At 65.5% G+C, this 18,764-nt stretch carries 14 protein-coding genes; 7 read left to right on the top strand and 7 right to left on the bottom strand.

Features of this window, described 5'->3' with window-relative positions:
• Positions 1-14: 14 nt before the first annotated feature.
• From N7333_RS15690 to pilG, 7 genes are all read right to left on the bottom strand, one after another.
• Positions 15-1,034 (bottom strand): chemotaxis protein CheB, encoded by a 1,020-nt coding sequence (locus N7333_RS15690; protein WP_129481943.1) that lies wholly within the window; start codon positions 1,032-1,034, stop codon positions 15-17.
• Positions 1,031-8,389, bottom strand: a complete 7,359-nt coding sequence (locus N7333_RS15685; protein ID WP_279859062.1) for an Hpt domain-containing protein — start codon at positions 8,387-8,389, stop codon at positions 1,031-1,033. Before N7333_RS15685 ends, N7333_RS15690 begins: the two co-directional genes overlap by 4 nt.
• Before the next feature lie 25 nt (positions 8,390-8,414).
• Positions 8,415-9,275 carry a protein-glutamate O-methyltransferase gene (locus N7333_RS15680; protein ID WP_129482042.1) on the bottom strand — a complete coding sequence of 287 codons (861 nt, stop codon included), beginning with the start codon at positions 9,273-9,275 and terminating at the stop codon, positions 8,415-8,417.
• A 60-nt stretch (positions 9,276-9,335) separates the two neighbouring features.
• Positions 9,336-11,372, bottom strand: a complete 2,037-nt coding sequence (locus N7333_RS15675; RefSeq protein ID WP_004373125.1) for a methyl-accepting chemotaxis protein — start codon at positions 11,370-11,372, stop codon at positions 9,336-9,338.
• Positions 11,373-11,456: 84 nt separating this feature from the next.
• Positions 11,457-11,990, bottom strand: coding sequence for a chemotaxis protein CheW (locus tag N7333_RS15670; protein ID WP_004373128.1), 534 nt, complete (start codon positions 11,988-11,990; stop codon positions 11,457-11,459).
• A gap of 45 nt (positions 11,991-12,035) precedes the next feature.
• A complete protein-coding gene (gene pilH / locus N7333_RS15665) occupies positions 12,036-12,401 on the bottom strand; it encodes a twitching motility response regulator PilH (RefSeq protein WP_004373130.1) in 366 nt (121 codons plus the stop codon).
• 46 nt (positions 12,402-12,447) lie between these two features.
• The gene (gene pilG, locus N7333_RS15660) at positions 12,448-12,855 is read right to left on the bottom strand and encodes a twitching motility response regulator PilG (RefSeq protein WP_004373132.1); all 408 of its coding nucleotides are present in this window, start codon (positions 12,853-12,855) and stop codon (positions 12,448-12,450) included.
• A gap of 242 nt (positions 12,856-13,097) precedes the next feature.
• Between pilG and gshB the strand changes: the two genes are divergently transcribed.
• The 7 genes from gshB to N7333_RS15625 form a co-directional block, all read left to right on the top strand.
• Positions 13,098-14,054 (top strand): glutathione synthase, encoded by a 957-nt coding sequence (gene gshB / locus N7333_RS15655; RefSeq protein WP_129481945.1) that lies wholly within the window; start codon positions 13,098-13,100, stop codon positions 14,052-14,054.
• An 88-nt stretch (positions 14,055-14,142) separates the two neighbouring features.
• Complete coding sequence (locus tag N7333_RS15650; RefSeq protein ID WP_096827606.1) at positions 14,143-15,039, top strand: energy transducer TonB; 897 nt, start codon at positions 14,143-14,145, stop codon at positions 15,037-15,039.
• A gap of 131 nt (positions 15,040-15,170) precedes the next feature.
• The gene (locus N7333_RS15645) at positions 15,171-15,740 is read left to right on the top strand and encodes a YqgE/AlgH family protein (protein WP_004373137.1); all 570 of its coding nucleotides are present in this window, start codon (positions 15,171-15,173) and stop codon (positions 15,738-15,740) included.
• The gene (ruvX, locus tag N7333_RS15640) at positions 15,737-16,174 is read left to right on the top strand and encodes a Holliday junction resolvase RuvX (protein WP_129481946.1); all 438 of its coding nucleotides are present in this window, start codon (positions 15,737-15,739) and stop codon (positions 16,172-16,174) included. The genes N7333_RS15645 and ruvX overlap by 4 nt, the downstream gene beginning before the upstream one ends.
• 30 nt (positions 16,175-16,204) lie before the next feature.
• Positions 16,205-16,708 carry a bifunctional pyr operon transcriptional regulator/uracil phosphoribosyltransferase PyrR gene (gene pyrR / locus N7333_RS15635; protein ID WP_129481947.1) on the top strand — a complete coding sequence of 168 codons (504 nt, stop codon included), beginning with the start codon at positions 16,205-16,207 and terminating at the stop codon, positions 16,706-16,708.
• 11 nt (positions 16,709-16,719) lie between these two features.
• A complete protein-coding gene (locus tag N7333_RS15630; RefSeq protein WP_129481948.1) occupies positions 16,720-17,727 on the top strand; it encodes an aspartate carbamoyltransferase catalytic subunit in 1,008 nt (335 codons plus the stop codon).
• Positions 17,727-18,764 (top strand): dihydroorotase (locus N7333_RS15625; protein ID WP_279859061.1); only part of this gene is annotated, 1,038 nt, incomplete at its 3' end. The genes N7333_RS15630 and N7333_RS15625, both read left to right, overlap by 1 nt.

Genomic DNA, 18,764 nt, shown 5'->3' with positions numbered 1-18,764 from the left:
CGGGCAGGGCCCGATCAACTGCAATGTTCGGCCAGGTGATTGACCAGAGCCACGGCCAGCTCGCGCGGATCGGCACTGAAACTGCTGTAACCACCCTCGCGCAGGCTGTCGGGCATGCTCGGGCAGGCGCAGCTGTCGCCGCGCTGGGTCCAGATGATCCCGCCCTGGCGCTTGACGTAGGCCGCGGCCGCGCTGCCGTCGCTGCCCATGCCGCTGAAGGCGATGACCCCGCACTGGGCGCCGAACTGCTGCGCCAGGTTGAGCATCATCTGGTCGATGGAAGGACTGTAGGGCTCGGGCCAGCCGCGCTCGCTGATCTGCATCGCGCAGTCGTCGGCAAAGCCCATCTCATGGGCGATCGGCACCACCACCACCTCGCCGCAACGCACCGGATCGCCGTGGCGCGCGGTATTGACGTGCCACTGGCTGTGCCGGCCCACGGCCTGCGGCAGCGCCGCCTCGAAACTGGCATCGATATGCTGGGCATAGAGGAAGCCGATCGGCAGCCCGCCCGGCAGCGCATCGAGGAATGCCTTGACCGCCGCCGGACCGCCCAGCGAGGCGGCCAGCAGCCAGACCTGGCGCGCCGGCTCACCCGCCTTGAAAGGCGTGTCGGCCAATGCCTGCGGCAACTCCAAACGCGCCGGACGTTGCGTCTCGTCGAGCAGCGCCTGCAGGCTCGGGCCGACCGCCTGGGTCGGGTCACCGACCAGGCGCTTGAGCTTGCCGAACAGGCTGCGCTCCCAGCGCGGATAGTTTTCCGAATGACGCTCCGGCGCGTGGCCTTCGCCGAACAGCACCGGGGCGCTGGCGCGCTCCAGCAGGCTGTCGACCAGCGGCGAGTCTTCCGACTGGGCCAGGTCCACCAGCCACAGGTCGGTGTCGCAGGCCGCCAGCGCGTCCTCGTCGAGGCGCGCCGGGTCACTGTTGAGCACCACCTGGTAACCGCCACCGGCCAATGCCTGCTGCAGCACATGGCGCTGCAGCGAGGTGTCGGCGATTACGGCGATACGTGCCGCGGATTTGTCTGTCATGTCCGTTTGCCCCGCTGACTATCGACCAACTGCGCGATGGTTTCGAGCAGCAAGGATTCCTGATAGGGCTTGCCGAGGTACTGGTTGACGCCGATGGTCATGGCCCGCTCACGGTGCTTCTCACCGGTACGCGAGGTGATCATGATGATCGGCAGATCCTTGAGGCGCTCGTCGTGGCGCACCAGGGTGGCCACCTCGAAGCCGTCCATGCGCGGCATCTCGATATCCAGCAGCATGATGTCGGGCTTGTGCTCCTGCAGCTGGGCGATGGCATCCACCCCGTCCTTGGCAGTCATCACGTTCATGCCGTTACGCTCGAGCAGACGACTGGTGACTTTGCGCACGGTGACCGAATCGTCCACCACCATGACCAGCGGCGGCCGGTCGACCTCGACTTCCTCGCTGATCGCCAGCTGGCGCGAAGCCAGGCGCGGGGTCAGCTGGTTCTGCAGGTGCGCATGCAGCACGCGGATGGTCGCCAGCAGGTCGAGAATCACCACCACGCGGCCGTCACCGAGGATGGTCGCACCGGAAATGCCGTGCACCCCGGCGAACTGCGGACCGAGGCTCTTCACCACGATTTCGCGCGAGCCGGCCAGGCTGTCCACCTGGACCGCCACCGCGTGCTCGCTGGAACGCACCAGAATCACCGGCAGCGGCAGGCTCTGCCCCACCAGCTTGGGCTGCTGACCGTTGTTCAGCAGGTCGCCCAGGTACTTCAGTTCGTAGGCCTGCCCGGCATACTCGAAACGCGGCGCATCCGGCGCGTAGTAGGCCTCCAGCTCGTACGGAGACACGCGCACGATACCTTCGATGGTGTTCAGCGGGATGGCGTACAGATCCTCACCGGAGTAGACCATCAGCGCGCGGTTGACCGACACGGTGAACGGCAGGCGAATGGTGAAGCGGGTGCCCTGGCCGACCGTCGAGTCGATGCTCATCGAGCCGCCGAGCTGCTTGACCTCCGAATGCACCACGTCCATGCCGACGCCGCGCCCGGAAATCTGCGTGACCTTCTCGGCGGTGGAGAACCCAGCCTCGAGAATGAACTGCAGCACCTCGTGATCGCTCAGGTCGCTGTCGGCATCCATCAGGCCACGTTCGATGGCCTTGCGCCGCACGGCCTCCAGGCGGATACCGCCGCCGTCGTCGACCAGGGTGAGAACGATGTCGCCGCCCTCGCGGCCGAGATCGAGGCGGATGGTGCCGCTATCGGGCTTGCCGGCCGCGCGACGCACCTCGGTCGGCTCGATGCCATGGTCGACGGCGTTACGCAGCATGTGTTCCAGCGGCGCGACGATGCGCTCGAGCACGGTACGGTCCATCTCGCCTTCGGCGTTGCCGACGACGAACTCGACCTGCTTGCCCAGCTCGCCGGCCACCTGCCGCACGATGCGACGCAGACGCGGCACCAGGCGGTCGAACGGCACCATGCGGGTGCGCATCAGGCCTTCCTGCAGCTCGGTGTTGACCCGCGCCTGTTGCAGCAGCAGGGTCTCGGCATCGCGGTTCTTCGCCGCCAGGGTTTCCTTCAGGTCGAGCAAGTCGGAAGCCGATTCGAACAGCGCGCGCGACAGCTGCTGCAGTTGCGAATGGCGGTCCATTTCCAGCGGGTCGAAGTCCTCATAGCCGGCGCGCTCGGCCTCGGCCTGATAGCGGCTGAGGATCTGCGCCTGGGTCTCGGTATCGAGGCGGCGCAGCTGATCGCGCACCCGGTCGATGGTGGCTTCCATCTCGCTCAGGGTGAAGCTGACGTCGCTGACCTGCTGTTCGACGCGGCCCCGGAAGATCGAGGTTTCACCCGCCAGGTTGACCAGGCCTTCGAGCAGCTCGGCCGGAACCTTGACCAGCTCCTGCGGAGCACGACGGGACGCGGCCTCGGCAGCCGCCTCTTCGGCGCGCCGTACGAACGGCAACACCTTGGGCGACTGTACCTGGGCAGGCTGTTCGCTGGCCGCGATGATCGGGTTGACCAATGTCGGCATCGTTGCCGGCTGCGGCTCGACGGGCAGCTCAGGCGCTGGCGCCGCTTCGTTGAGGCTGGTGCTCAGACGCTGACGCAGCTGATCGAGCTCCTTCTGCAGGCCCTCGAAGCCGGACTGCACGTCGAGGAACAGGCTTTCCGGCCAGGGAGCGCCCTGTTGCAGCGCTTCGCTCAGGTGCTGCTCCAGGTCATGGCTCATGTCGCCCAGGCGCTTCTGCCCGGCCAGTCGCGCCCCGCCCTTGAGGGTGTGCAGGATGCGCAGCATTTCATCGACCGCCGCGCTATCGTCGCGCTGAGCTTCCCAGCGGCCCATGGCGGCTTCCATCGCCTCGAGCAGGTCGTCGCCCTCCTCGAGGAAGATATCGAGGATATCGCTGTCGGCCTCTTCCGCGTCGTCGCTCTCGACCACGGCCTTCAGCTGCACGGCCGAAGGCATGCTCAGTTGCTCGTCGGGGTTGGCGCGGAAACGCTTGATGGTCTCGATCAGCGCATCGCCGGAGGGCACCGCGCGCTGGCCGCGCACGGCATCGAGCATCTCAGCCAGGCGGTCGTGGCAGGTCTGCAGCAGGGCGAACAGCTCGGGGCTGGCGCGCAGGCGACCGCCGCAGAGGCCTTCGTAGAGGAACTCCAGTTCGTGCGCCAGATCACCGATCTCGCGAATCTCGGCCATGCGCGCACCACCCTTGAGGGTGTGCAGGTCACGCTGCAGGGCTTCCAGCTCCAGGCTGTTGTCGACGTCGGCCATCCAGCGCTGCAGGGCACCGCCGGCGCTGTCGATGATGTCGAAACCTTCCTCGAGGAAGATCTCCACCAGCTCCGGGTCGCGCTCCTCGTGCCAGCTGGCCGGCGCCGCAGGCTCGGGCTCGGGCTCGGGCTCGGGTTCGGGTTCGGGTTCGGGTTCGGGTTCGGGTTCGGGTTCGGGTTCGACGGAAGCGTCCTCCAGCGCTGGCAGTTCTTCCACCACCCATGCGTCAAGCGGCAGCTCCGCAACAGGCTCGGCTGGCGTCGGCTCGTCGTCGAGCGGCACCTCGGCAATCTCGTCGAGTACGTCTTCATCCTCGACCAGAGCCAGAGGTGGCAGCTCTTCTACTTCGAACTCGTCCAGCTCGACAACCGCCGGCGCCGCTGGCGCTTCGTGAACAGGCTCGACCACGGCGGCCGAACCGCCCTGACGGAACGTGCGGATCTGTTGAATCAGGTCATCACCGGAAACCAGTGGCTGACGCGCCTGCAACTGATCGAGCATCTGCGCCAGGCGGTCATGGCTACGCTGCAGCAGGTCACCCAGCGCAGCAGAATAGTTGTAACGACGGTCGACCAGCCCTTCGTAAAGCGACTCCAGCTCGTGCCCGAGATCGCCGATCGGACGAATCGCCGCCATCCGCGCACCGCCCTTGAGGGTGTGCAGGTCGCGCTGCAGCGACGACAGCGGCAAGGTGTTGTCGGGCTCGCCTAGCCAGCGCTCCAGGGCCTGGCCGGCGCTCTCGAGGATATCCACCGCCTCTTCGAGGAAGATTTCCACCATTTCCTCATCGAGGTCGGACTCGACGGGATCGAAACCCGCTTCCAGCTCGGGCTCGGGCTCGGGCTCGGGCTCGGCAATGCTGTCCTGCGCCTGCTCGAACGAGACAAGCTCCAGCGTCGGCTCCTGCGCCTCCGGCATCGCCTCGCTGTGCTCCAGCGCGGCGGTGGCCTGGTCCAGCTCGATGACCTCGAAGCCTTCCGAGCCAGGGGCAAGCAACGCCAGGGTCGCCGGGTCGATGGCTTCGGCAAGCAGGTCGCGCAGCGCCTGAACGCGCTCGGGCTGGGCGCTGACCTGCAGCGCGGCAGCGACCTGATCCATCATGCCGATCAGCGCTTCATGGGCCTTTTCCGCCTCGTCGAAGAAGCGCTCGCTGACCGCCAGACTGCCCTCTTCGACGGCGCCGTAGAGGTCCAGCAGAGCCTCGCACAGCTCGTCGATCTGCGGCAGCTCGGCCATCTCGGCGCCACGGCCGAGGGTAGTCAGTTCCTCCAGCAGCGCGGACAGTTCCTGGCGCTCGGACGGATGCTCGCGCCATTTGCGCAGCAGGTCCTCGGCGTCCAGCAGGATATCCATGCCTTCGGCGAGGAAGATGCTGATCAGTTGCGGGTCACGGCTTTCGCCGTGCTGCGCCATGCGCTCGTCTTCGAGGTTGGCGAGCCGCTCCTGATGCAGCGCTTGGACGCGGGCGAGAAACTCGCTGGCGCCGGGGATGGCAGCCAATGGCTGGCTTTCCAGATTCTCCAGACCGGCGCGGAACAGCCGCTCGGCGCTGCTGAGCAGCTCGGCAGCGGACAGGTCCACCTGAATCAGGTTGGTCTTGAACTCCTTGACCAGCTTCTCCAGCGGCGCGGCAATTTCCGCCACCGGCAGGATGCCGGCCATGTAAGCGCTGCCCTTGAGCGTATGCAGGGCGCGCTGCAGGTCATCGGTCACCGGTTGCGGCAATTCCTGCGCGCAGTCGGCGAGAAAGCCCACCAGGGTGTCCAGATGGGTTTCCGCTTCGTTGCGGAAGATCTCCAGCAACTGCGGGTCGAGGGGCTCACCCTCGAGGGATTCGCCATCGAGGGTCTCACCCCCGTGAAGCCCGACGTCGGTGAGTTCGTCGACGAGGCTTTCGCCCTCCTCGACGGCAGCGGTAGCCTCGGCAACGCCCGCGGGCTCGGCTACCTGCTCGGCGGCCGGGGCGTCAGATTTTGGGGGCGTCAGGCCCTTGGCCAAGGCATGCGCGGTGGCGGCCAACAGGTCGACGTCGTCGCGCTGGCGCTGCGCCTTGGCGGCGAACTCTTCGACCAGCGCCGGCATCAACGCCACCACGTCGAGCACCACCTGCTGCACCGGCTCGCTTGCAGCGATGCTGCGATCCAGCACGCGATTGAGCAGGTTCTCGATGGACCAGGCCAGCTCGCCGATGATCAGCGCACGCACCATGCGCCCGCTGCCCTTGAGGGTGTGGAAGGCGCGACGGACTTCGATCAGCGCATCCTTGTTGTCGGTATCGGCCTGCCACTGCGGCAGGTATTCGGCGATGGTTTCCAGCACCTCGCCAACTTCTTCGATAAAGACTTCCAGCAGCTCTTCATCCACCGGCTCTTCGTCCGCCGGCGGCGGCAGCAGGCTCGGCGGCACATCGGCGGCAGGCGGGTTGATCGCCTGCACCGGCGCGGCCATCACATCGGCCATCGACAGCGGCTTCTCTGCGGCCGGCGCCTCGACCTCGGGCTCGGGGGCGCTGGGCAGTTCGACTTCCGGCAATTCCAGCTCCGCCAGCTCAAGCTCGTCCCACTGTGGCGTTGCAGCCAGCTGATCCAGGCTCAGTTCTTCGAGTTCCAGCGCAGGCTCGGACTCGGCATCGAGCAAGGGCGCGGCAACGCTCTCCTCAGCCTGCAGCGCCGGCAGCTCCTCGAGCTCTTCCAGCTCGAAGGTGAAGGTATCGGCCGTCTCGCTGGCGGCCGGCAGTTCGGGCTCGGCATCGGGCAGTGCGAGATCGGCAACGGCTTCGCCGGACGTCTCGCCCGGCTCAAAGGCCAGCGGCTCGATCTCGGCGAGGGGCTCTTCGAGATGCTCGTCCTCGGCACTCAGCAGCTCGATCTCCTGTAGCGGGTCGGCCAGCGGTGCCAGGGGTTCTGCCTGCGGTTCGACGCGGTCGAGGATCGAAGGCTTCTCCTTGAGCGGGTAACCCAGGGCCTCCAGGCTCTCCTCGGCCACGTCGAGAATCAGATCGCCCTGGGTGCCATGGTCTTCGGCCAGACGCTCGAGGTAGTACTCGACGCTGGTGATGGCATCGGCCAGGGTGTCCAGGCTCTGCCAGTTGGGCACGGCCTTGCGCGCCAGCAGCTGTTCCTGGATATAGCGGTTGCAGGCGTTGAGCAGGTCGGCAGCGCGCTGCAGCGGAATCATCGCCAGGCCGCCACGGACCTGAGTCAGCAGCTCGGGTACGCGCGCCAGGTGCTCGTGGTTCCACTGCGAGGCAATGAACTCGATGATCGCGTCCTTGGCCTGCTCCAGGCCATTGCGCGCTTCCTTGATCACCAGCTGGTGGATCTGCGCCACGTCGGTGGTCGGCAGGTGGCTCTGTTCGTTCTGGCTGTCGTCGCTCGGACCGACCATACCGGCCAGGGTCGCCTCGACGTAGAGCAGCGCACCGGCGACGTCCATCAGCACCGCGTCGTTGGGCTCGCGCTGACCCAGGGACAGGCTGTGGACCACGTCGATCTGATCGAGGATGACCTTGCGCGGCTGACCGAAGCCCAGCACCGCCAGGGTATCGGCGATCTGCTTGAGCGGCGCCAGCAGGGCGTCCAGCTCGCCGGGTTGGCTGCGATCGCTGCGCACGAACAGGTCCAGGCTGTCCTTGACCCGTACCAGCTCCTCGCACAGCGCGGCGACCACCGAGCGCATGGCGTCGCGGTCGGGGCCGGCCAGACGGGCACGCTCTTCGTCCACCACTTCGGTGTCCGGCAGCGCTTCGTCGAGACGGTACTGTTCCTTGAGGGCGCGGATACGCGGCGACTGCGCCGGCGCCTTGGCCACGTAGAACAGCAGGTTCTTGGTCAGTTCATCCGGCGCAGACTGGTTGATGCCATCGGCGCCCTGTTCGACCAGGCGCTTGAGTTCCTTGTCGACCTGACGCAGCAGGGTGCGCACGGAGGTGCCGTTGACCACGCTGCCGTTGGCCAGGCCTTCGACCATACCGGAGGCGATCTGCCACAGGCTGCCCAGCGGAGCGTCCTTGCACAGGGTTTCCAGGCGTGCGAAAACACGCGCCATGTAGCCGAGGTTGGTGGCCAGATCCTGATTGCGGATCACGCCGACCAGTGCCATCTGCAGCATCTGCCGCAGCTTGCGCAGCAGCACCGGCAATTCGGCGGTGCGCAGGCGCGCCAGGCTGTCCGAGGGCAGCGCGGGCAGGCGCGCGGACATGTCCGGGGAGAACAGGCTGGTTTCCGACAGCAGCTTCTCGCCGCGGGCGGCGCGCAGGTCGTTGAGCAGCGGCAACACCACCATGGGCAGGTCGCGGCGGGCGGTCTGGATGCGGTCGAGGTACACCGGCAACTGCAGGATGGCCTGCATCAGCACTTCCAGGGCTTCGCCCTGGTTGGCCACGCGACCTTCCATCAACGCCTTGGCCAGTTGCTCCATTTCCTCGGCGAGCAATGCGGCGCCGTAGAACTCGACCATCTGCAAGGTGCCGTGAACCTGGTGCACGTAGGTCAGGCAGAAACGCATGCGCGTGGGGTCCTGCGGGTTCTCGACGAACGCCTCCAGGGCCTGCCGCGCCTGCTTCAGGGTTTCCCCTATCTCGCCTTTGACCCACTCCAGGGCGACATAATCATGCCGATCACCCATAGCCACTCCACTCATAAACTTGGCCTTATCCCTTGCGGGTAAACGCCAGAACTCGCTCGTCGGCCACCGGCACCAACTGCGGGTGCTGCCAACCGGCTACTTCGCCCACGCCCACGACCAGCAGGCCACCCGGCGCCAGGCTCTCGGCCAGGCGGTTGAGGATGTCGCGGCGACGCCAGCGGCGGAAATAGATCAGCAAGTTCTGACAGAAAATCACATCCATGCCGGACATTGGCGCCTTGGCCAGTTCCAGCACATTGAGCTTGGCGCAGCACACGCGCGCCGCCAGGCTCGGTACCACCTTGAAACGTCCATCGGCCTGGGCGAAAAAGTAGCGCTCGCGCAGCTCACTGCTCACCTGCTCCAGACGCCGTGCCGAGTAGCAGCCCTCGCGGGCCTTGCTCAGTGCGCCCTGACTGATATCGGTACCGGTCACCGCGAAATGCTCGGGCGACTCGGTGCCTTGCAGAGCCTCGGCGGCCAGAATCGCCAACGAGTAAGGTTCTTCACCACTGGAGCAACCCACGCTCCACAGTTCCCAGGGTTTATCCAGACCAGTCGCCAACCGTTCCTGCAGATACTGCGACAGCACTTCGAAGGACGGCGGATGGCGGAAGAAGCGGGTTTCCTGTACGGTCAGACGGTCCAGCAGGGTCGACCACTCCACCGCGCCACGCGGGCCATCGGTTACCTGGCGGTAGTAGCTGGCGTAATCCGCCACGCCCAGTTCGCGCATGCGCGCGGTCAGGTTGGTCTGCAGGAAGGCGCGCCGCTGCTCGCTGATCACCACGCCGGTGCGCGCCTCGAGCAGCGCCTGCCAGTCGTGGAAATCGGCCTGCGACATATCGGTCACCGGGCGCAAAGCCCACACGCCCGCTGACTGCATACCTTCGCCCTGGGTCATGGCTGTGTTGCGCTGACTGCCGGCAGCCAGCGCACTCCTTTATCAGGCGTCCGGGAGGGTAAAGCCGGACACCGACTTGCGCATCTCACTGGCCATCTTGGCCAGGTTACCAATGCTCTTGGCGGTGGCGGTGGTACCCGAGGACGTCTGCGAGGTGATTTCCTGGATTACATTCATGGTGTTGGAAATATGGCCGGCCGAAGAGGCCTGCTGACGTGCGGCGTTGGAAATGTTCTGGATGAGGGCCGCGAGGGTCTTCGATACCTTCTCGATCTCTTCCAGTGCCACACCGGCGTCCTGCGCCAGGCGGGCACCGCGCACCACTTCGGAAGTCGTCTGCTCCATGGAGATAACGGCTTCGTTGGTGTCGGTTTGAATGGTCTTTACCAGCGCCTCGATCTGCTTGGTCGCCGCCGAGGAACGTTCCGCGAGGCGTTGTACTTCGTCCGCTACCACGGCGAAGCCGCGGCCCGCATCACCGGCCATGGACGCCTGGATCGCGGCGTTCAGTGCGAGGATGTTGGTCTGGTCGGCAATGTCGTTAATCAGGCTAACGATGTCACCGATCTCCTGGGACGATTCACCGAGGCGTTTGATCCGCTTCGAGGTGTCCTGAATCTGCTCACGGATGTTGTCCATGCCGGTGATGGTGTTGTGTACGACTTCGTTGCCCTTGTTGGCGATCGCTACGGAACGTTCCGCTACCGCGGAAGATTCCGAGGCGTTCGCCGATACCTGGTCAATCGACACGGCCATTTCGTTGATCGCCGCGGAGGCACCGGCAATTTCCTGCGCCTGGTGCTCGGAAGCCTCGGCCAGGTGCATCGCCGTGGCCTGGGTTTCCTGGGCCGCACCGGCTACCTGAACGGCGGTCAGGTTGATGGTGGCCACCAGGTCGCGCAGCTGGTCGATGGAGTAGTTGATGGAGTCGGCGATGGCACCGGTGAAGTCTTCGGTTACCGTCGCGGCCACGGTCAGGTCACCGTCGGCGAGGTCGGCGATTTCGTCGAGCAGACGCAGAATCGCCGCCTGGTTACGTTCGTTCTTCTCGGCGGTTTCGGCCAGACGACGGTTGGTCTCACGCACCATCACCAGACCGATGAGAATGATCGAGCCCAGCGCCAGGGCGCCCAGCAGGTAGCCGAACAGGGTATTGAGGGCACGCCCCGAGGCCAGGTCGTCAAAACCGGTAGCCAGTTGCGAGGCCTTGTCCAGCAGGGTCTGCGACACGGTAAAGATCGCGTTCGCCGATTCACGCACCTGGAACAGTTCCGGCGAGGTTTCGAGAATCTCGTCCACCGAACCGGATACGAATTCGAACAGCTCGGAAATCTCCGCCAGACGCTCGAGGGCTTCCTCGTCGGTCACCTGGCTGATTTCCATCGCCGCATTGCCTTCGAGCATGGCGGCCAGTACGCGGCCGAACAGGCTGGCGTCGCGACCGAACATGTCGGCGGCCTGGACCGAGTCTTCGTCACCGGCCAGTACCTTGTTCACCGAGCCGAGAATACGTTCGGCCAGCAGCGACTGACGCTGGGCCACGGAAACCTGGGCTGCCGGTGCACCACTCTCCAGCAGGATGTCGACCACCTCTTCGTACTCGACCTGCAGCTGCGGAATGGTTTCCGCCAGGGTGGCGGCTACCTGGTGCAGAGACAGTACGGTCTGCTCACTGGCAAGAATGGCGTCGGTGTTCTGCCGCAGCGCATCCCAGTCCTGCTGCACCGCAGCCATCTGCGCCTGCACGGCTGCCGGCGCCGGCGGCAGGCCGGTGCTGGCATCGCCATCGGTCAGATAGCCCCAGCGCTGCTGGAAGTCGTTACGGGCTTCGCGCAACAGCCCGAAGGCCGCGGCGGTACCCGCTGCCGCTTCGGTGGCGTCCTTGGCGATACGCTGGGACAGTACGCGCAGCTCACCGGAGTGGCTGATGTACTCGGTATCGTAGCTGGACTGGGTGTTGATGTAGGCGAAGTTCGCGAACAACAACACGATGGAAACGATGAGCACGACGAACAGCGCTGCAATCAGCGTACTGCTGCGCGCCCCCGCCAACAAATTGCCTGCATTGAGTTTTTTCATTATCTGGCCCCCGCCTGGACCGACCGCACTACGGTTCCCATGTAACGCCAAAGGGTCGGCAGAACCGACCCAACCGAAAATCTGTTAGTAAGCCACATCGAGAAAGCCCGGATCGGTAGCCAGCGCACGAGGGCTGAACACCAACCAGGGCTGTTCCCGCTGAAAGACACCGTGGATGAACGGCGCAATGCTCGCCTCGAGGGGCGGCAGTTGTTCTGAAAAGGCATCCACGGGGAAATGCTGCATACCGAAAACCTCGTCGACCGTGAGGCCGGCGAAGATTTCCTGGTGGTCGACCACCAGCACCCGCCGCAGCTTGCGCAGCGGCGACAGTTCATTGCCGAAGAACCCGCACAGGTCCATCACCGGCAACAGGCGGCCACGCACGTTGGCCACCCCCTTGACCCAGCTTTTCACACCCGGCAGCAGGGTGTAACGCGGCTCGTGCAGGACTTCGCCCACCTCCCCCATGGGAGCGACGAACAGTCGCTCGCCCATGCGAAAACCGATACCGCTCCAGGTCTGCACCGCCGCCTGTTGCGACGGCAAGCCGGCCGCCAGGGCGCGACAACGCTGGTCGATCTCGAGGAGAATCTGGAAAGGAGTCTGCACGGACATGCCAGCCTTGGCCTTCTTTTTATTTAGTTAGCGGCCAGCACGGCATCAGCCGGCCAGCACAGCATTGAGGGTTTTCAGCAAGGTTTCTTCGTCGACCGGCTTGGTCAGGTAATCCTTGGCACCCTGGCGCTTGCCCCAGACCTTGTCGGTTTCCTGATCCTTGGTGGTGACGATGATCACCGGAATATGGCTGGTCTCGGCGTCCTTGGTCAGCTGACGGGTCGCCTGGAAGCCATTGAGGCCGGGCATGACGATATCCATCAGCACCGCATCGGGCTTTTCCTGGCGCGCCAGGGCCACGCCGTCGGCGCCGTTTTCCGCCTTGAGCACCTGATGACCATGCTTTTCCAGCATGGCGGTCAGCTTGTACATCTCGGTCGGGGAGTCATCAACAATCAGAATTCGAGCCATGGTGTTTCCCAATACAGAAGTGGCGTGCGGCCGTCAGGCCGGAACGTCAGGAGGCTTGTTCCACCGGGGTGAAGTCAGGCACGTGAGCCTTGATCGCACCGAGCAGCTCTTCCTTGCTGAAAGGCTTGGTCAGATATTGATCGGAGCCGACGATACGCCCCTTGGCCTTGTCGAACAGGCCGTCCTTGGAGGACAGCATGATCACTGGCGTGGACTTGAAAGCACTGTTGTTCTTGATCAGGGCACAGGTCTGATACCCATCGAGACGCGGCATCATGATGTCGACAAAGATGATGCTGGGGTGAGTGTCGGCAATCTTGGCCAGGGCATCGAAGCCATCGACCGCGGTGATGACGTCACAACCCACTTTTTTCAGCAGAGTTTCCGCGGTGCGACGAATCGTTTTCGAATCGTCGATCACCATAACTTTCAAACCGTCGGAATGCTGTTCCATGTTCGCCCTACCATCGCCTCGGTGAGTCGTTATATTCGCGTTATCAGTATGCCTGAGGCCCAGTCTTCGATGGGGCTTGACCCAATCGTCGGGCCTTTTTAGCACACTCTCCAGATGCAATCTATAAGCCTGCCAGAGCAGCTCCAGCCCTTGACCGAGGCCCCGGCCGGCGCCACCCTGACAGCTATCGTTCGGCACGGCCAGCCCGGCCTTCGCCCTCTATCTCGCGGAGTTCTACCCCCATGAGCCTTCGTCTCGGAATCGTCATGGATCCGATTGCCAGCATTTCCTTCAAGAAGGACAGCTCGCTGGCCATGTTGCTGGCCGCTCAAGCACGCGGCTGGTCGCTGTTCTACATGGAACAGCAGGATCTCTACCAGGCCCGCGGCGTGGCTCATGCCCGTATGCGCCCCGTGGAAGTGTTCAATGATCCTCAACGCTGGTTCGCCCTGGGCGCTGAGCAGGACACGCCGCTCGCCGAACTCGACGTGATCCTGATGCGCAAGGATCCGCCCTTCGATAACGAATTCGTCTACTCCACCTACCTGCTCGAGCAGGCTGAGCGCGACGGCGTACTGGTGGTCAATCGGCCGCAGAGTCTGCGCGACTGCAATGAAAAGTTGTTCGCCACCCAGTTTCCCCAATACACACCACCGACCCTGGTCAGTCGGCGTCCCGACATTCTGCGCCAGTTTGCCGATGAGCACCGTGACATCATTCTCAAACCCCTGGATGGCATGGGCGGATCGATGATATTTCGCCACCGCGATGGCGACCCGAACCTGTCGGTGATTCTCGAGGCCCTCACGCAACACGGCCGGCAACAGATCATGGCACAGGGTTACCTGCCCGCCATCAAGGATGGCGACAAACGTATCCTGATGATAGACGGCGAACCGGTGCCCTATTGCCTGGCACGCATCCCGGCCATGGGTGAAACGCGCGGCAACCTGGCCGCCGGCGGGCGCGGCGAGGCCCGCCCACTGACCGAACGCGATCGCGAGATCGCCGCCGGAGTCGGCCCGACTCTACGCGAAAAAGGGCTCATCTTCGTCGGCCTGGACGTGATCGGCGACCATCTGACGGAAATCAACGTCACCAGCCCGACCTGCATCCGCGAGATCGATACCGCCTTCAACACCCGCATCGGCGAACGCCTGATGGACTGCATTGCCAGCAAGCGCGGGCTAAAAGCTTGACGCAGGTGGCAGCCTGGCGCCTGCAACTTGCCGGCGCCCACCGCTACCCGGCAGACTGCGCCCCATTCGAAAGCAGACCCGATACGCGATGAACGCAGCAGCCACCCCACCGACCATGTCCTCCGCCACCGTCCGTCCGGCGGATCGCCTGGGGTTCACCCTGTTTCTCGCTGCTGCGTTGCACGTGGCGCTGATTCTGGGCGTCGGATTCACCCTGGAATCGCCGCCGGAAATCAGCAAGACGCTGGAAATCACCCTCTCCACCTTCAAGAGCGAAGAAAAGCCCAAGGAGGCCGACTTCCTCGCGCAGGACAACCAGCAGGGTAGCGGCACGCTGGAACATGCCGCCGCACCGAAGACCACCGAGCAGGCACCCTTCCAGGACAGCGAGGTGCGCAAGGTCACGCCGCCCGCCACCCCGCAGCAGCCGGCCACCAGGCAGGAAGCGCCCAAGGCCGCCGTCGCCACGCGCGCACCGCAGCAACAGAAGACACCGGTCAAGCGCGAGGAAGCCAAGCCGGTTGCGGAAACGCGCCCGGCGCCAGTGTTCGACGCTGCCCAGCTGTCGGCAGAAATCGCCAGCCTGGAAGCCGAGCTGGCGCAGGAAGTTCAGGCCTACGCCAAGCGCCCGAAGATCCACCGCCTCAACGCCGCCTCGACCATGCGCGACAAGGGCGCCTGGTACAAGGACGAGTGGCGCAAGAAGGTCGAGCGCATCGGCAACCTCAACTACCCGGACGATGCCCGTCGCCAGCGCATCTACGGCAGCCTGCGCCTGCTGGTGTCGATCAACCGCGATGGCTCGCTGTATGAAGTGCAGGTGCTGGAGTCCTCGGGCCAGGCGGTACTCGACCAGGCCGCGCAGCGCATCGTGCGCCTGGCCGCGCCCTACGCCCCCTTCACCGGCGACCTGGCCGATATCGACCGTCTGGAAATCATCCGCACCTGGCGCTTCGAGCGCGGCGATCGACTTTCAAGCAACTAGCGACAACGGCACTGGCCCGACGCAGGGTGCGCTGTGCGCACCATTTTTCAAACGACAGCAGTGGCCGGTGCGCACGGCGCACCCTACGGGATGGCTTGTAGCCCGAGGCTTGTCGTTCCAAACTAGGCGCCATGAAGAATTCAGCCCCCATCTCGCTCAAGCACCACTTCCTGATCGCCATGCCGCACATGGCCGATCCGAATTTTGCGCAGACCGTCACCTACCTGGTCGAACACAACGAACAGGGCGCCATGGGCCTGGTGATCAACAAGCCCAACGGCCTCAACCTGGCCGATGTGATGGAGCAACTGCGCCCCGAGGAAGAGCCGGCGGCGCTGTGCCACAGCCTGCCGATCTTCGCCGGCGGCCCGGTGCAGACCGATCGCGGCTTCGTCCTGCATCCGGCCGGCATGCAGTTCCAGGCCACCCTGGAGCTGGGTGAGCTGGGCCTGTCCACCTCGCAGGACGTGCTGTTCGCCATCGCCGACGGCATCGGCCCGGACCGTTACCTGATCACCCTCGGCTACGCCGGCTGGGAAGCCGGACAGCTGGAGGCGGAGCTGGCCGACAACGCCTGGCTGACCTGCCCCGCCGACAACAGCATCCTCTTCGACCTGCCCTACGATCAACGCCTCAACGCGGCGGCGGCGCGCCTGGGGGTCAACCTCAGCCTGCTCACCTCGCAGGCCGGGCACGCCTGATGAGCGACAAGCCGCTACGCCTGCTGCTGGGCTTCGACTACGGTACCAAGCAGATCGGCGTCGCCGTCGGCCAGGTGATCACCGGCCAGGCCCGCGAGCTGTGCGTGCTCAAGGCGCAGAACGGCGTACCGGACTGGAACCGCGTCGAGGCGCTGATCAAGGAGTGGCAGCCGGACGCCGTGGTGGTCGGCCTGCCGCTGAACATGGACGGCACATCCAGCGAGATGAGCGCCCGCGCCGAGAAATTCGCCCGCCGCCTCAATGGCCGCTACAACCTGCCCGCCTACACCCACGACGAACGCCTGACCACCTTCGAGGCCAAGGGCCAGCGCCTGCGCGAGGGCCAGAGTGGCGGCTACCGCGAGCGCCCCGTCGATGCCATTGCCGCCGCTCTGCTGCTGCAGGGCTGGCTCGAGGAAAACTGTCCGGGCTGAGCGACTCGGCCCGCCACATGGAGTTTCGCCATGCTACCCAACCCCAACGACCTGCTGCCGGCCATGGCCAGCGCCCTGACCCAGCACCTGAACCAGCGCCAGATCGCTGAGCCGCGTTTCATCGGCATTCGCACCGGCGGCGTCTGGGTCGCTCAGGCCCTGCTTGCCGCCCTGGGTCGCGACGATGCGCTGGGCGTGCTCGACGTGTCCTTCTACCGCGACGACTTCACCCAGAACGGCCTGCACCCGCAGGTGCAACCGTCCGAACTGCCGTTCGAGATAGAAGGCCAGCACCTGGTGCTGATCGACGATGTACTGATGAGCGGGCGCACCATCCGCGCCGCGCTGAACGAGCTGTTCGACTACGGTCGCCCGGCCAGCGTGACCCTGGTCAGCCTGCTCGACCTGGGCGCCCGCGAACTGCCGATCCGCCCCGACGTGGTCGGCGCCTGCCTGTCGCTGGCGGCCAACGAGCGGGTAAAATTGTCCGGCCCCACGCCGCTGACCCTCGAACTCCAGACGCTCGCCAACTGAGACTCCCCGCGATGACGCCACTCGCCGCCAAGCGCCCGCTGCAGCTGAACGACCAAGGTCAGCTGCGTCACTTCCTCTCACTCGACGGCCTGCCCCGCGAGCTGTTGACGGAAATTCTCGACACCGCCGACTCCTTCCTCGAAGTCGGCGCACGCGCAGTGAAGAAGGTCCCGCTGCTGCGCGGCAAGACCGTGTGCAACGTGTTCTTCGAGAACTCCACGCGCACCCGTACCACCTTCGAACTGGCAGCCCAGCGCCTGTCGGCCGACGTCATCAGCCTCAACGTGTCGACCAGCTCCACCAGCAAGGGCGAGACGCTGTTCGACACCCTGCGCAACCTCGAGGCCATGGCCGCCGACATCTTCGTCGTGCGCCATGCCGACTCCGGCGCCGCGCACTTCATCGCCGAGCACGTGTGCCCGAACCTGGCGATCATCAACGGCGGCGACGGCCGTCACGCGCACCCGACCCAGGGCATGCTCGACATGCTCACCATTCGCCGCCACAAGGGCGACTTCGAGAACCTCTCGGTGGCCATCGTCGGCGACATCCTGCACTCGCGGGTGGCGCGCTCGAACATGCTGGCCTTGAAGACCCTGGGTTGCCCGGATATCCGCGTGATCGCGCCAAAGACCCTGCTACCCATCGGCCTGGAGGAAAGCTACGGCGTGCGCGTGTTCACCGACGCCAACGAAGGCCTCAAGGACGTCGACGTGGTGATCATGCTGCGCCTGCAGCGTGAGCGCATGCAGGGCGGCCTGCTGCCCAGCGAGGGCGAGTTCTACCGCCTGTTCGGCCTCACCGAGCAGCGCCTGAAGCTGGCCAAGCCCGATGCCCTGGTGATGCACCCGGGGCCGATCAACCGCGGCGTGGAGATCGAGTCGGCGGTGGCTGACGGCCCGCAGTCGGTGATCCTCAACCAGGTCACATACGGCATCGCCATCCGCATGGCCGTGCTGTCGATGGCCATGAGCGGGCAGAACGCCCAACGTCAACTCAACGCCGAGGAGGCCAACTGATGCGTACCGCAATCCTCGGCGCACGCGTGATCGACCCGGCCAGCGGTCTGGACCGGGTCGCCGACCTCTATATCGACGGCGGCAAGCTGGCCGCCATCGGCCAGGCCCCGGCCGGTTTCACTGCCGACAAGACTCTCGACGCCCAGGGCCTGATCGCCGCCCCCGGCCTGGTCGACCTGTCGGTGGCCCTGCGCGAGCCGGGCTACAGCCGCAAGGGCAGCATTGCCAGCGAGACCCTGGCCGCCGCGGCCGGCGGCGTCACCAGCCTGTGCTGCCCGCCGCTGACCAAGCCGGTGCTGGACACCCCGGCGGTGGCCGAACTGATCCTCGATCGCGCCCGCGAAGCCGGGCACACCAAGGTCTTCCCAATCGGCGCACTGAGCAAGAATCTCGCCGGCGAGCAGCTGGCCGAGCTGGTCGCCCTGCGCGATGCCGGCTGCGTGGCTTTCGGCAACGGCCTGGACAACTTCCGCAGCGCCCGCACCCTGCGCCGCGCGCTGGAATACGCGGCCACCTTCGACCTGCAGGTGATCTTCCACTCGCAGGATGCCGACCTGGCCGAAGGCGGCCTGGCGCATGAAGGCCCGACCGCCAGCTTCCTCGGCCTGGCCGGCATCCCGGAAACCGCCGAGACCGTGGCCCTGGCCCGCGACCTGCTGCTGGTGGAACAGAGCGGCGTGCGCGCGCACTTCAGCCAGATCACCAGCGCCCGTGGCGCCGAGCTGATCGCCAATGCTCAGGCCCGCGGCCTGCCGGTGACCGCCGATGTGGCGCTGTACCAGCTGATCCTCACCGACGAGGCGCTGATCGATTTCTCCAGCCTCTACCACGTGCAGCCGCCGCTGCGCTCGCGCTTTGATCGCGACGGCCTGCGCGAGGCGGTGAAGGCCGGGGTGATCTCGGCCATCGCCAGCCACCACCAGCCGCACGAGCGCGACGCCAAGCTGGCGCCCTTCGCCGCCACCGAGCCGGGCATCAGCAGCGTGCAGTTGCTGCTGCCGCTGGCCATGAGCCTGGTACAGGACGGCCTGCTCGAT

This window comes from Pseudomonas sp. GD04158, assembly GCF_029834875.1.
Taxonomy (GTDB): Bacteria; Pseudomonadota; Gammaproteobacteria; order Pseudomonadales; family Pseudomonadaceae; genus Aquipseudomonas; species Aquipseudomonas hydrolytica.
This window is presented reverse-complemented; position numbering and strand designations above follow the sequence as displayed.

Excerpts from the sequence above, each read along its gene's own strand:
- N7333_RS15670 (WP_004373128.1), bottom strand. The coding sequence starts at position 11,990 with ATGTCCGTGCAGACTCCTTTCCAGATTCTCCTCGAGATCGACCAGCGT.
- pyrR (WP_129481947.1), top strand. The coding sequence starts at position 16,205 with ATGCTACCCAACCCCAACGACCTGCTGCCGGCCATGGCCAGCGCCCTG.
- N7333_RS15685 (WP_279859062.1), bottom strand. The coding sequence starts at position 8,389 with ATGGGTGATCGGCATGATTATGTCGCCCTGGAGTGGGTCAAAGGCGAG.
- N7333_RS15650 (WP_096827606.1), top strand. The coding sequence starts at position 14,143 with ATGAACGCAGCAGCCACCCCACCGACCATGTCCTCCGCCACCGTCCGT.
- N7333_RS15630 (WP_129481948.1), top strand. The coding sequence starts at position 16,720 with ATGACGCCACTCGCCGCCAAGCGCCCGCTGCAGCTGAACGACCAAGGT.
- N7333_RS15680 (WP_129482042.1), bottom strand. The coding sequence starts at position 9,275 with ATGCAGTCAGCGGGCGTGTGGGCTTTGCGCCCGGTGACCGATATGTCG.
- N7333_RS15675 (WP_004373125.1), bottom strand. The coding sequence starts at position 11,372 with ATGAAAAAACTCAATGCAGGCAATTTGTTGGCGGGGGCGCGCAGCAGT.
- N7333_RS15645 (WP_004373137.1), top strand. The coding sequence starts at position 15,171 with ATGAAGAATTCAGCCCCCATCTCGCTCAAGCACCACTTCCTGATCGCC.
- N7333_RS15690 (WP_129481943.1), bottom strand. The coding sequence starts at position 1,034 with ATGACAGACAAATCCGCGGCACGTATCGCCGTAATCGCCGACACCTCG.
- pilG (WP_004373132.1), bottom strand. The coding sequence starts at position 12,855 with ATGGAACAGCATTCCGACGGTTTGAAAGTTATGGTGATCGACGATTCG.
- gshB (WP_129481945.1), top strand. The coding sequence starts at position 13,098 with ATGAGCCTTCGTCTCGGAATCGTCATGGATCCGATTGCCAGCATTTCC.
- pilH (WP_004373130.1), bottom strand. The coding sequence starts at position 12,401 with ATGGCTCGAATTCTGATTGTTGATGACTCCCCGACCGAGATGTACAAG.